Annotated in this window: 14 protein-coding genes and 1 pseudogene; 14 read left to right on the forward strand and 1 reads right to left on the reverse strand. The window is 39.9% G+C overall.

Going from position 1 to position 13,971, the window contains the following annotated elements; translation table 11 throughout:
- Positions 1-15: 15 nt before the first annotated feature.
- The 14 genes and pseudogenes from FTT92_RS00380 to FTT92_RS00445 all read left to right on the forward strand — a co-directional run bounded on the left by FTT92_RS00380 (position 16) and on the right by FTT92_RS00445 (position 13,115).
- Positions 16-273: a hypothetical protein gene (locus FTT92_RS00380; RefSeq protein ID WP_180171161.1), complete on the forward strand. Its 258-nt coding sequence runs from the start codon at positions 16-18 to the stop codon at positions 271-273.
- Positions 274-2,083: 1,810 nt separating this feature from the next.
- The gene (locus FTT92_RS16620) at positions 2,084-2,542 is read left to right on the forward strand and encodes a GIY-YIG nuclease family protein (protein WP_180171162.1); all 459 of its coding nucleotides are present in this window, start codon (positions 2,084-2,086) and stop codon (positions 2,540-2,542) included.
- Between the two features lie 85 nt (positions 2,543-2,627).
- Complete coding sequence (locus FTT92_RS00390; RefSeq protein ID WP_078191125.1) at positions 2,628-3,293, forward strand: pseudouridine synthase; 666 nt, start codon at positions 2,628-2,630, stop codon at positions 3,291-3,293.
- Positions 3,294-3,790: 497 nt separating this feature from the next.
- On the forward strand, positions 3,791-4,726 hold the full coding sequence (locus tag FTT92_RS00395) for a hypothetical protein (RefSeq protein ID WP_180171163.1): 936 nt from the start codon (positions 3,791-3,793) through the stop codon (positions 4,724-4,726).
- A 133-nt stretch (positions 4,727-4,859) separates the two neighbouring features.
- Complete coding sequence (locus FTT92_RS00400) at positions 4,860-5,246, forward strand: ribonuclease E inhibitor RraB (RefSeq protein ID WP_111884820.1); 387 nt, start codon at positions 4,860-4,862, stop codon at positions 5,244-5,246.
- A gap of 329 nt (positions 5,247-5,575) precedes the next feature.
- Positions 5,576-6,022, forward strand: coding sequence for an SRPBCC family protein (locus tag FTT92_RS00405; RefSeq protein ID WP_078191122.1), 447 nt, complete (start codon positions 5,576-5,578; stop codon positions 6,020-6,022).
- Between the two features lie 44 nt (positions 6,023-6,066).
- On the forward strand, positions 6,067-6,435 hold the full coding sequence (locus FTT92_RS00410) for a DUF488 domain-containing protein (protein ID WP_180171164.1): 369 nt from the start codon (positions 6,067-6,069) through the stop codon (positions 6,433-6,435).
- Between the two features lie 157 nt (positions 6,436-6,592).
- Positions 6,593-6,934, forward strand: a complete 342-nt coding sequence (locus FTT92_RS00415; protein ID WP_180083522.1) for a zinc ribbon domain-containing protein YjdM — start codon at positions 6,593-6,595, stop codon at positions 6,932-6,934.
- 162 nt (positions 6,935-7,096) lie between these two features.
- Positions 7,097-7,459: a 5-carboxymethyl-2-hydroxymuconate Delta-isomerase gene (locus FTT92_RS00420; protein WP_180171165.1), complete on the forward strand. Its 363-nt coding sequence runs from the start codon at positions 7,097-7,099 to the stop codon at positions 7,457-7,459.
- Between the two features lie 261 nt (positions 7,460-7,720).
- Positions 7,721-8,005, forward strand: a pseudogene (locus FTT92_RS00425) (YegP family protein).
- A gap of 238 nt (positions 8,006-8,243) precedes the next feature.
- Positions 8,244-8,927 (forward strand): DUF2939 domain-containing protein, encoded by a 684-nt coding sequence (locus FTT92_RS00430; protein ID WP_180171166.1) that lies wholly within the window; start codon positions 8,244-8,246, stop codon positions 8,925-8,927.
- A gap of 25 nt (positions 8,928-8,952) precedes the next feature.
- Positions 8,953-9,399 carry a nuclear transport factor 2 family protein gene (locus FTT92_RS00435; RefSeq protein WP_218951534.1) on the forward strand — a complete coding sequence of 149 codons (447 nt, stop codon included), beginning with the start codon at positions 8,953-8,955 and terminating at the stop codon, positions 9,397-9,399.
- Between the two features lie 137 nt (positions 9,400-9,536).
- Positions 9,537-11,972 carry an AI-2E family transporter gene (locus FTT92_RS00440; protein WP_257231531.1) on the forward strand — a complete coding sequence of 812 codons (2,436 nt, stop codon included), beginning with the start codon at positions 9,537-9,539 and terminating at the stop codon, positions 11,970-11,972.
- 90 nt (positions 11,973-12,062) lie between these two features.
- The gene (locus tag FTT92_RS00445; protein WP_180171167.1) at positions 12,063-13,115 is read left to right on the forward strand and encodes a DUF1176 domain-containing protein; all 1,053 of its coding nucleotides are present in this window, start codon (positions 12,063-12,065) and stop codon (positions 13,113-13,115) included.
- 79 nt (positions 13,116-13,194) lie between these two features.
- On the opposite strand, the gene FTT92_RS00450 is transcribed toward FTT92_RS00445, so the two are convergent.
- The gene (locus tag FTT92_RS00450) at positions 13,195-13,962 is read right to left on the reverse strand and encodes a hydroxymethylpyrimidine/phosphomethylpyrimidine kinase (RefSeq protein ID WP_180171168.1); all 768 of its coding nucleotides are present in this window, start codon (positions 13,960-13,962) and stop codon (positions 13,195-13,197) included.
- Positions 13,963-13,971 lie beyond the last annotated feature (9 nt).

The following is a 13,971-nucleotide window of genomic DNA, read 5'->3' on the forward strand; positions in this document are numbered from 1 at the left end:
AATAGGATATGCAGCATGACCACAGAAACCATCCGTTCTACAAAATATCCAGCAGAGGCGCATGCCTATGCAGCATGGCCTTTGATCCTGATCATCATTGGTGGTGCGATTGGACTGGTATATGCTGTGATTGCTTATTTGATCAATCTCAAAATATATGCATCAGACCTCAGCCGAATGAATAAAATTTTGGCCAATTTACTCTGTGGTATGGCAGCATGTAGTGGTTGGTGGTTTAGCGCACAGTGGGTGCAAAGCTATTTAGCTCAATGACCAATCATGCGTTGAATAGATCATCCATTAAATAGCTGATGTTACACACTTAAAAGTAGTTTTGCATTTTTAAAATGATTTTTAATTCTATTCGACGGCGTCTTATATCTAGGGATTGAATAAATGGATTAGCCTTCGGCTGGAGGTACTCTTACGAAACATTGTTTCTCATTCGGCAAAATGAGAAGCGAAGCTTCGCAAGGAAACCATCTTGCGGAGCAATGCTCCTCACCGCAAAACTCGCTCATTACCGTCAAATTATTCAAAGTATCGCAAAAACATTTTTGATTAAAAGTAGCTCTGTCTCAAACACTTGCGGATGACGTGACCGCGTATCGTTCATTTATTTGAAGCAAATTGCGCTTTTGATGTTACTGCGTAACATCAGTTCAATAAGTAGAACAAAGATAGATCTAGATCATTAGTTACTCATTGAGCGGTGTTTTGTGAGTCATGATTAATGTAGATAATTCAAATGAAGGGATGAATGCTCAGTGGCGATACATTTTAGAATTTAGCACTGTGTTTAGACGTTTGGTCTGTTGTAAAAGAAAATTTTCTTATAATTGGGCAAATCTGCAGATAAAAAACGCTGAAATGAGCTGAAAAGATAAAATATCCTGCTAAACCTAAAATGGCTGAAAAAATTTGCTGAATTTGTAGAAAATTAGAAAAACTTAGGAAATTAATCCCGATCCTCTTTGGTTAAAGTATATCTCAAGGGTGTGATAGAGATTGAAAAGAGTAGCATGCTGTCAGTGGTGCAAAACACGTGTACAGTACTCACCCAAAAGGTCTCGATTCAGCTTAGGACGCTATAAACCAGAAGTTTATAGGCTATAAGATCATGACTTACAAAGTGATGATAGTTGAAGTAAACAATATTGTTTTCTCTTATACCACCCCAAAAATTTAAGCCAAAATAAAAAAGAATAATGAATCATTACTCCTTTAATCCGCATAAAACAAACCACACCAGTTTAATCACCATAAGCTTAAAGATCATCAAGCATCTCCCGTAAAAATAGTCCTAAGCCAAGTGTTAAATCTGAACGAATTTCATTTTCATCGCATTGAATAGCCTCTGTACTTTTTGCTACTTTTTTCAAGCACACCTCAATTTTCAAATCTCGCTGTGGTATGCATTATTGACTCTTAATCCAGTTGGAGAACTCATTTCAATACAAGTTCTCATTGGTTAAAAGTCCTGTCTAGAATTCAAATGATCCCGATGGTTTGAGTGATAAACTATGGCGAAAATTCTCGGGAAAAGTCATTTATCAGATGGAAAAAATGCTAAAACATGATACAAGAAGAAAATATTTTCAATATATCTTTAAATGTGAAAAATATTTTTAAAATAAGTCAAAAATAGTAATTTTCAGGGAAACAATCCCTCATCGATACCACTACTATATATCTCAAGGGTGTGATAGAGATTGAAAAGAGTAGCATGCTGTCAGTGGTGCAAAACACGTGTACAGTACTCACCCAAAAGGTCTCGATTCAGCTTAGGACGCTATAAACCAGAAGTTTATAGGCTATAAGATCATGACTTACAAAGTGATGATAGTTGAAGTAAACAATACTGTTTTCTCTTACACCCTAAAAAATTTTTAAGAATTAAATCGAATAATAAATCCTTCCATCTTTTTCAAAATTCCAAACTTCGCATTCATTCCAAACAAACTTTGATCATTGCTGATGTAATGAATATCACGCAGAACAACTCAAACTTAATCTAAGCTTCGGATTGTCCTTTTTCACAAAGTTGTTATGCTTAACTATCTAAATTTTAAATAATTTTGTTATGGGTTATCTGAATCAATTGATACAGGATTGTCTGCAGGCACAGCAGACTAAAGCTGAGCGTATATTTGAGTTTTCAAGTTTTGATGATCTTGCTCTACACGCACATTATATTTATGTGATACAGCAAGTTGGTGGCGATATACAGCAGACATATCAGGATTATGCCGCATTTAAGGCATTGAAAACCCATGCTTGCGCCAAGTTAAATCAACCCAATCACATTCTGTATGTCGGATCATCACGGACAGGTATAAAGAACCGTTTAAAACAACATCTAGGTCTTGGGCCTAAACAAACTTATGCCTTGCATTTATCGCAGTGGTTTCAGGGCGAATATCGCATCACACTACATGAGTATCCATCAACCACGAGTGCAAGCATCTTACAGTTACTGGAGGATGATTTGTCTCATTCATTAGCACCAGCCTTTGGTAAATTGGGGAGCAATAATCGTTAGGGTTAGACCTGATCGGTTAAAGTCGATTGACAGCGAATTAGTCAGTTGTTATTTTGCCGACATTCTCCCAGTACACAGTCTATCCATGCCTTTAGATCCCAACTTTGTCTATGCGCCGCCTCAAGGTCCTCTACGTATTTTGTATGAAGATGCAGACTTGGTTGTCATCGAAAAACCGGCGGAATTGTTGTCGGTTCCGGGACGTTTGCCTGAGCATCATGACAGTGCCTATCTTCGTGTTTTGGAACAGTATCCGGCGGCAAAGATTACCCATCGTTTAGACATGGCAACATCAGGCATTTTGATGTTTGCGAAACACCGCGATGCAGAAGTGGCAGTGAGTAAAATGTTCCAAGCGCGAACGGTTCAGAAGCAATATGTGGCTTTGGTTCAAGGCAAACTTGAAGGTGAGGGTAGTGTTGAAGTGCCCCTCATTACGGACTGGGAAAATCGCCCACGACAGATGGTGCATTTTGAATTGGGCAAACCTTCAAAAACCTTGTATCAAGCCATCAGCTATGACGCAAGCAAGGATATTAGCCGAGTATTATTAACACCAGTGACAGGGCGTTCTCATCAGCTACGTGTACACATGATGCATATTGGGCACCCAATTACAGGGGATCAACTGTATCACCCAAATGCTAAACAGAGCTCACTCGGACGGATGGCGTTACATGCTTGCGATCTGGCATTTACCCAGCCCTTAACCCAACAAGCTGTTCATATTCATTGTGCGGCAGAATTTTAAAGCATATTCATGTGAATACTCATTGTTCATAAAATCTGCTGTGTTGAATTGAAATCTTTATGCAGCTTAGCAAGCTAAGAATAATTACGGCTTTAAATAGGTTTTTCTGCTTAAAAATGAATCACCATATGCACTATATCCCCAATTCTGGGGATATATAAATAATTTAAATATCTCTATAAAGTGTGTGAAATATTTACAAAGATTAATATTAAGTTTCTTTGTATCTTTTAGTAAATAAATACCATTTCTAAAGTTTTATTATATTTTCTAAAGAATATTGATTGATTATTTTTTAATATGAAAAATTTTTTATTAAATTAATTTAAAACAGTATTTTAGTTGAATTGTGTGCAAGTGTGTATTTGGTCAGATAAATACGGTTTTTTGCATTTGTTCTGCTAATATGAAATGAATTATAGATTTTAACTTTTGTAACTTAGGTTTGTTTTGGGGAATAAACTTAAATTATTGAAGCTTATTTTGAGGATTAGCAAATGATCAATATTGCTTTAGTCGTCCTTATCATCCTATTAATTGTGGCTCTCCTTTTTGTTTATAACCGCAAATTGAAAAATGATAAAACCCTACGTTCACTGCAGGAAAACTTCGATCGTGCGCGGTTAAAACTGGCTGAAACAGAGTCGCAGCAAGATGAACTGAATTATGAAATCAGCCAATTACGTATTCAAAACAGTGGCTTAAAAATCCAAGTCGATAAAGTAGCGAAATATCAACATATTGTGGATATTGAACAATATGTTGAGTATCGAACTTTACAGGCTGATGGTTTGGTGGAAGTCACCAAAGCCAATGCCGATATCATGTTGAATGATATTCGCGCACAGATTGAACAAGTACGTCAGTATTTGAGCAAATATCAAGAAAGAGCTAAATCACAAATACAGGAACAAGCCCGTGCCGAGTTAAAGGGTTTGTATAGCCAAGCGCTGGATCAGCAGCATTTGGATAACATCAACCGTGCTTTGGACAACAAAATACGGGGCTATCAGTCAGCATTCTTTTTACCTTTACAGAGTATTTTAGATCAGCTGATGGATGGCATGAATGAATCTGCGGCAAAGCAAAATTTGACTGCGGTACGTTGCAAAATGATTGATGCAATGGAGCAGCAATCGACTGCAAAATGTAATTATCTTGATGAAGAACGTCGTTTGGCTGCGATGCAATTATTTACATTGGTGTTTAATAGTCGTGCTGATTTGTATTTAGCCCAATTAAATACCAAAAACTTAGGTGAGCTATTGCAGGCTTTGGCGGATGATTTCACCTTGCTCAATGCGCATGGTGTACATTTTAGTCAGGCACGGGTACTCGACAGTTATCTACAATTACGCTTAGAAGAATTGAAAATGGCAGCTTTGGTTTTACATCTTAAAGAAACTCAGGCCCACATGGATGTTGTGGTTTAATTTGAATTGTTATCAGAAAGATCACTTCGACGGTCTATTTCTGATTAAAGAGATTTAGCTAATGCAAATTGCAACAATTATCCGTTAATCTAAGTCAACAGAATAAAATTCATAAACGATAAGGGAAAGTACAATGACTCGTGATTTTAAACAATTTCCAGATGATGATAATGGCAATGTGCTGTGGCAGATGCAGCAAGATGGTGATGATTTATCTGTGCCGCACGAAATCGAATATTCAATTGCCTTTTCGAACGAAGCGCAGGCTGAACAGTGTGCATTGTATTTATTGAAAGAAGAGCAAAAAATTTCGTTGTTCCAAGATGAAGAATCAGATCGCGTGGAATGGATTATCACGGTCTATGTTTATATGGAGCCTGATTATGAAGATATTGTCGATTTAGAGCAGTGGTTTATTAAAATTGCAGAACAACATTCAGGCGAATATGACGGTTGGGGTTGTATGGCTTATATTTATGAAGATGATGATCTGGATGAAGATGAAGCACAATTGAGCTAAGTCTCAGTATTACATCGAAAGTGACAAGAACCCAGTGATTCAACTGGGTTCTTATTTTTTAAATTATAGGAATATTGGGTTAAGTATTTATTTTTAAACAATTTAAATTCAAGTTAATATGAATGCAGCTCACAAAACATAACAAGGCATTGCGTTAAAGTGATGGGATCAATCTGTAGGATTCGCTATAGTATTGAACAGCAATGACCTTTCTCGCACGTCTCAAAGCTGTCTCATTTAGAACGTTTCAGTGTGATAAAAATGGACGATAAAGCGAGGGTGAATGCATGTGGATGATTCAGTGAAAACAATGACAAAAGGACATCATCATGAGCAATACTGTTCGATTACATCGTGTTTTTAGTGCGCCTGTAGAGCGCGTTTATCGTGCCTTTGTGGAGCCAGATGCTTTGGTTAAATGGATGGCACCGCATGGATTTACTGCCCATGTGGAACATTCTGATGTGCGTGTAGGTGGCTCGTACCGCATGTCGTTTCAAAATTTTTCAACGGGAACCACACACGCTTTCCATGGTGATTATCATGAAGTCGTGCCGAATCATTTACTGCGCTATACAGACCAATTTGATATGCCAGAGTTGGCCGGTGAAATCGAAGTCACTGTTGAGTTTAAAGCGGTCTCAGTCGGAACCGAAGTGACGATTGTACAGGCAGGGTTGCCGAGCGTTATTCCACCTGATGCCTGTTATTTGGGTTGGCAGGAGTCTTTACAGTTGCTGGCTTTTTTAGTGAATCCAGCGATCCCCGATGAATAATCTGAAAAATGATCGAAAACTACAAATAGGTGAGGAAGGGTTTAATGACTGTAGACATTAAACGTATTTATGATGAGATCAGCCCAGATGACGGTAAACGCATATTGGTCGATCGCTTGTGGCCGCGTGGTATCAGTAAAGTGAGCGCAGAGCTAGATTTGTGGCCGAAGGCATTGACGCCATCTACAGATTTACGTCGTTGGTATCATCAAGACGAAGCAATGGCTTCTCGTTGGGACGAGTTTAAACAGCGCTATTTGCAAGAAATACAACCCCATCAAGCCGAGTTAGAACAACTGCGCGCATGGGAAAAAGAGGAGCCCCTGACCTTACTCACAGCGGCCAAACATATAGATAAAAATCATGCGCATATCTTAAAAGCGTTGATATTAAACACCTCATTAGAGATCTAAAATTTAAACCGATTAGTTCTGTGTCGTTGTGTGATTAAGGTCTTCACAACATCACTAAACCATACGATTTTTATGGTTTTTAAGTTTATGAAATACATAAAAATGTTATATTAAGTTTTTGTGGATTTTTACATCCATATTTTTTTTGAGGTCTTTTATGTCTTTACCCAATTGTCCCCAATGTAATTCTGAATATACCTACAATGATGGCGATTTACTGATTTGTCCTGAATGTTCACATGAATGGCGTGAAGGCGAAAGTGCTGCAGATGAACAGATAGTGATTAAAGATGCCAATGGCAATGTATTGATCGATGGTGACACGGTTACTGTGGTGAAAGACCTTAAAATTAAAGGTTCATCTTCAGTGGTGAAAGTTGGCACAAAAGTTAAAAATATCCGTCTTTTAGCTGATGCAACAGATGGTCATGACATTGATTGTAAAATTGATGGTATAGGAGCAATGAAGCTCAAATCTGAATACGTGAAAAAAGTTTAAGTTTCGTTTTTGTTCGCTCTAAAGCAACCGTCTATCATCCTAAGCGAAGTCAACACTTGGCTTAGGATGTCTACTTAAACATGAAATAGATAACTAATCCGCTATAGATTTTATTTTTCAGCCTGCATAATAGACGCATTACGGGTTTGAAAAGTCTTTACTATGCCGCATATTCATTTGGAATATTCCAATAACCTTGAGCTTGAGGCTCGTCCTTTACTTAAAGCGCTAAACACTGCCTTATTTGAATCGGGTCATGTTAGTGCTATCAATGATATTAAGAGCCGCGCTGTCGCTCAGCAAGATTTTGTTGTGGGTTTGGATGAACATGCTCAACATGCGTATATGCATGCCAAAGTTTCATTATTGACGGGTAGAACGGTTGAAGTTCAAAAGCAAATTTCATTGTTGTTATTGGACGTGATGAAACAACATGTCACAGCTTCAGCAATAGAGGTGCAACTTTGTGTAGAAATTTTAGAAATGAATAAAGCGACCTATTCGAAGCTGATCGTCAGTCCTTAAGGCCTTTATTCAATACGTTGAGTAAAGCGCATCTATTCACAAATACATCATGATGAAATCCGACTTCGGTCGGTTTTTTTTGATTGGAATTATTTATTGAAAATCATTTTCTTAGTGATTAAATTTTAAGCCTTGACACTGATCAAAAAAGACATTGAAAAATGTGACCGAGTTCATTTATATTCTGTAGATCAGGTTGAATTTCCAACAACAAATCCTGATCGAATAATAGATAAAACAATGAAAATGAAGGGGTAACATATGTCGGGATGGTACCAGATCAGTCATTCTAATGATCAGCAGTTTCGTTTTGTATCAAAAGCATGGAACGGTGAAATCATTTTAACGAGTGAATTATATAAAGTGTAAGCATCATCACAAAACGGGATTGAGTCTGTACAAAACAACAGCGCAGATGATAGTCGCTTTGAACGACTGAATGTTAATAATGGTAAACCATATTTCAATCTGAAAGCGGCAAACCATCATATTATTGGGATCAGCCAATTTTATGCCAGTGAGCAATCGCGCGATAAACGCATTTAGTCAGTTAAAACCCATGGTGCGAATACCCAAATTAGAGAATTAACAGCTTAAATTTGAAACAACCTGATTAAGACAGCCAAAGCGAGATGAACAAACCAGAAGGCTCGTCAAAATCACAAGATCAAAAGCTATATGGTTCTCAGATAAGCGCTGTTAGGTTGGATGCTATTCAATCTAGATCAGGCTTATTTAACGGTACAAGGAAGTACCACAACTTCACTGGCTAGAGTGGTGAACGATGAATAAGCAGAATCATATTTTGTATTATGGGCTCATTGCGATCTTGATCATCGTCTTGGGTTGGATGATTGCGTCTCCGTATTGGGTGCTGTACCAAATACGTCAAGCCTATGAGCACAATCAACCTGAAAAAATTGCTCAATATATCGATTTTGCGACAGTCAAATCGAGTCTAAAACCACAAGTTAAAGACCTCATTCAACAGAAAACTGGGCTACAGCATTTACCCGAATTCGCTCAGTCGTGGGGTGGGCAGCTCAGCACAGTCCTCAGTGCAACGCTGGTCGACAGTCTGGTCAATCCAAACAGTATCATGCTGCTTTTACAAGGCAAAGCATTAAAAGAGTCGATCCAATTACCAGAAATAACCCAACTAACCAATCCGAGCATGATTAGCTCAGGGATTGAACTATTCACTCATGCTGAAAATAAGGTCGCAGAACAACCTCATACATCAACATCATCCAAAAAGGATGCAACTCCAACTACTGTCGCTTTAAAACAAAGCCAGTCCCTTGAACCCAAAGCAAGCTATAGTGCTTGGAATCGATTTGATCTGTATGTGCCGCTCCAAGGCCTAAGCGAAGCAACATATACCGTATTTAGAATGCAACGCCGCGGTTGGAGCTGGAAGATCGTTGAAATTCAACTTCCAAACGCCTCACAGAATAATGCTTCATAAAAAATAAAAGAAATAGGTGCCAGAGATGCAAGATAAAATCAAAATAGTCGGTGACCAACAGGCCGCTGACGAAATTCTGCAATTTTTAGCCAATTGGGATGAGGTCATCTGCCAATTGAAAATTGAAAACATTGCTGAATCCTGCGCAGCAGATGTGAACTTTTTTGATGCCAGTTGTGAAATGCGCGGCTTAATGGCATATCAAAAAATGTGGGAATTTTATAGAGAGTATTTTCGTGAAGGTTTAAAGGTGTTTAGGCGGGAACTGGTCATCCATGCAGAACCTGATATTGCCTTTCTGCACTGTTATTCCAAAATTGATGATAAGAGTGGAATACCAACGCCAGGGATCTCGTGGTGTCGTAACACCATTGGGATGAAAAAAACGCAGTCTCTATGGAAGATCGTTCATCAACATATTTCTGTTCCAGTGGATATTGTGACTCATCAAAGTAAAGTAATTACCTTTTAATTCATCTCAAAACACAGTATGAAAACAGAGCCGTGTCGCTCTGTTTTTTTCTTTGCAAATCATTACATGAAATGCGTATGCAGTTCTAAAACTTCAGCCTAAATTAAAAAATAATGACCATCGTTCAGGATAAGAAAATGGATCATAAAAATAATAAATTAGCGCAAGATTTTGAATCATCACCATCAGGTCAAAAGCAAGGCTTACAAGACCTGAACGCCTCGAAGCAAATGCCCCCTGCAGATTTACATAAAGTGATTCGAATCACGGCAGGATTCATCATCGGCAGTTTGCTGATTGCGGCCTTATATCTTGGTAAAGATATTTTTATTCCATTGGCACTCGCAATCTTATTGGCTTTTTTAGTTGACCCTTTGGTGATGAAACTCCGAGGTTGGGGGCTACCACAGATGCCATCGATATTTATTGTGGTCGGTTTGGCTTTGGCGATTTTGTCCGGCGCGGCCTCTTATTTGGGTTATCAACTGGGGCAATTAAGCCAAGAGTTACCGCAATATCACGGTACGATTCAAAAGAAAATGGATTCTATTCGTCAATTTGCACGCGGCCCGAGTGTTTGGGATGGCGCAAAAACCACCATAGATACTGTTGAAAACTCGATAGATGATGTGGTGCCTGAAGAGAAAAATCCTAAAGTGCAGCAAGTGGAAGTGGTGGGACAACAACAAACCACGGCTGAAGCGGTCATGGCTTGGAGTGAGCGGGTGCTCAATCCCTTGGCAACCGCAGGTATTGTATTTTTGTTTGTGATTCTGATTTTGGTCAATCGGAAAGATTTGCATGACCGTTTCCTTAAGCTGCTGGGCGGCAATTTAAATATCGGAACAGACGCACTAGATGAAGCCGCCAATCGTATCGGTAAATATTTACGTATGCAGCTGATGGTCAATGTGACCTACGGTATTCCGATGGCCTTGGGACTTTGGTTTATTGGGGTGCCGGCAGCAATTATGTGGGGAATGGTGGCGATAGTGATGCGCTTTGTTCCCTATGTCGGCCCAATGATTTCTGCGATTTTCCCCATTGCATTGGCTTTTGCGGTAGATCCCACATGGAATATGGTGCTATGGACAGTGGGTTTAATTTTGCTCTTGGAATTGGTCAGTAATAATATTATTGAGCCTTGGTTATATGGGGAAAGTACCGGACTTTCAACCTTAGCCATTATTATTGCCGCCATGTTTTGGACGGCTGTGTGGGGGCCAATTGGTTTAATTTTATCGACGCCTTTAACCGCATGTTTATTGGTGCTTTCGAGCTATGTACCATCCTTAGGTTTTATTAAAACCCTGATCGGTAGTACACCTGCATTGGCACCGCATGAGCGCTTTTATCAGAGATTAGTCGCTGATGATGTGCAAGATGCCGTGGATGTCGCACAAAATTTTATTACTGAAAAGTTACCGAAGGATGCGACGGATGAAATCAAGGCACGGCGGGTTAATGCGTTTTATGCCAAAGTCGCGATTCCAGCCATACGGATTTTTTCGAGAGGCCACAACACCGAGGCCAGTGCTGAACATCGACTACGTTTACATCAGGGATTAAAACTGTTTAATCATAGTTTTCAACGGGCATATCCAGTGGCACAGCAGGATCAGAAAGCAGCGGTGTTATGTATCGGGGCACGTTGGGAAATTGATGTTCAAGTATCGGCTATGTTGGCGCATGGCCTAAGTTTAAGGGGTATTCCGGCTCAGGCATTTAGCGACGTCTTAATTCAAAATCAGCATCAAAGTATAGATGATATCCAAGAGGATATTCAGATCGTATGTATTTCGATTTTCCATACAGCACCAGAAGCTCAAATTCGCCTTTTAAGCCATGTTTTTAAGGCACAGTTTCCAGATAAAAAACTGATTTTTGCACTGTGGAGCTGTGATGAGATATCCCAATTAGATGCGATCAAAGAAAATTTCACCGTCGATGCAGTGGTCAATAATATGAATGACTTGTTATTAACCATTGAAGCTTTTCAATTGAAGCAGGGTGAATCTTGGTTGGATGAGCCTGATCCTAGCGTTGAAGCACAGCGCTTAAAAGCATTAGAAGAACTGAATGTTTTGGATGAGCGGAATTTACCGATTTATGAACAATATATTGAAGAAGCCCGACAAGCCTTCGATGTGAAATATGCACAAATTTCTTGGGTCAAGCAAGACTGGGTCTATACTCCAGGTAGCCCTTTGGCTCAGGCTACCGAGCAACCGATGCAGGTGCGCCAGTCGAAGCAAGACTCAATCTGCAGCCATTTGGTATATCAAAATGAACGCTTGATTATTGAAGACTTACAACGTGACCCACGCTTTGCGCATTTACCTGAATTGATGCATAACCGCATTCGCTTTTATGCAGGCGTTGCACTTAGAGACCGTAATGGGGTGGCCTTGGGAAGTTTTTGTGTTTTAGATCGGCAGCCGAATCAAATGACAGATGATGATATGAGTCTTTTAAAAGGCCTAGCGGCAGATTTGATGAATACGCTCAGTGATGAAAATGTGAAGCGAAAAAAATGTGAGGAGATACAGCAACTGAATGATTCATCTCTATAAATTTAAATCATGTAGCAGATCCATTTAAACTGGAGTTTCAGTGAAAAGCATTCTAAGATAGCTCTAATATAATTATTTTGAGCCAAAGACATGAACAAAAATAATGTCATCTGGCAACTTTTATTGGGCTACGTTGCTGCATTGGGTTGTAGTGTGAGTTTTGCTCAAATTCAAGGAAATTATTTTTCACATAAGGATTGGGAAATCGCTTGTGATAATACGGGGACATGTCGCGTTGCAGGTTATCAAGCGGAAGGCAATCACCCCGCTGTTTCTGTGTTATTACAACGTGCCGCGGGAGCACAAGCGCAAGTCAGTGCACGAGTAAAGCTCGATCCTGAAACGTTAAGTGCGGCAAATAAACCACTTCAACTTTACATTTTAGGTAAAAATCAGGGAACTGTGCAGCTTGATGCCAAAACTGCGGAAGGTCAGTTAAGTGCAGCTCAAACTCAAAAACTGATTCAAGCCTTACAAGCCAATCAACCGATTGTGTGGAAAGGCAACAACAAAACATGGTTATTGTCTGTGCAGGGCGCAAGCGCAGTATTACTCCGTATGGATGATTTTCAAAAGCGCATAGGGACAAATTCAGCATTATTGCGTAAAGCCAATAGTAGTTCGGCCAATGTACTCAAACCGAAAAGTATTCCGAAAGTGAATATTCAAAATTACAGTAAGGGCTTACAAACACGGTATGCCGTCAATGCGCCCACAGCCAAACAATTGTTTGGATTGATAAAGAAGAAAACGACAGTAGAAGATTGTCCTCAACTCTTTGATGCAAATTTCTTAGAGGATGATCGGGTCGTGGTGTTTCCAATCAATGGGAAAAATGCCTTGGTCGAAGTGCCATGTTGGCGTGGGGCATATAACAGTGGTAATGGCTATTGGCTGATGGATCGAAATTTAAAGCAAATCAAACAATCCGTGACCTTTTCCGGAAGTGGTTTTAGCGAAGGGCAGATTTTCTCCAACCAACGTGGACGAGGCATTGGCGACTGTCATAGTACGGGGGAGTGGTCATGGAATGGTCAGCGTTTTATCCAAACCTATATGGCAAAAACCACACAGTGCAAAGGATTTGCTGGTGGTGCGTGGGAAATTCCAACCTTGGTCTATCGCGTTCAACTCGACTCTTAATTTGAAAAAGCCCTGATATTCAGGGCTTTAAATGATATAGCGTTTTATTCTATGGGGTTTAAATAAATAACCGAGTACTTTAAAAACGTTTTGGTATTTTTTGTCCACCGACAACCGGTGATTCAGCGCTTTTCAACACACCAAATAGCCATGTTTCGGCATGATGAACAGCCGTTTTGAGCTCATCACCCAAGGCTAATCGCCCAGCAATAAAACTCGCCAATGAGCAGCCAGAACCGTGATATTCCCCATCTAGTCGTGGACAACGGGTTTCAGAAACTAATTCACCCTGAATGTACAACGAGTTTTGTATATAGTCTGGCGTATTTTCATGCCCACCTTTTACTAATACCGCTTGAGCGCCCATCGCAAAAAGTTTTGCTGTAGCTTTAGATATGTCGTCTTCAGCTGTGAGTGCGCGTAATTCTACGGTATTGGGTGTAAGCACCGTGGCAAGTGGAATCAGTTCTGCAAAGGCTTTGACCAACGTTGCTTGATCACCCAAAGAGCCACCACTATTGGCAACTAAAACGGGGTCGAGAACATAATGATATTCGGGATGTTCACGTAAAAACTCAGCGAGAGCCGCGATATTTTCAGTTGTTCCTAACATTCCTGATTTTACACAGCGAATAGGGAGGTCACCGACGACGGCATGTGCTTGAGCCAGTAATAACTCACGTGAGGTTGCTTCAAATGAATACACTTGTTGTGAGTTTTGAACGGTTAACGCTGTACACGCAATGGCAGCATGTGCGCCACTTTGACCAATGGCTTCAATGTCCGCTTGCAGTCCTGCACCACCTGAAGGGTCAAGACCTGAAAAGCACAGTACAGTAGGGCGCACAATGATGTC

This window comes from Acinetobacter sp. YH12023 (assembly GCF_013420135.1).
GTDB classification, from domain to species: Bacteria; Pseudomonadota; Gammaproteobacteria; order Pseudomonadales; family Moraxellaceae; genus Acinetobacter; species Acinetobacter amyesii.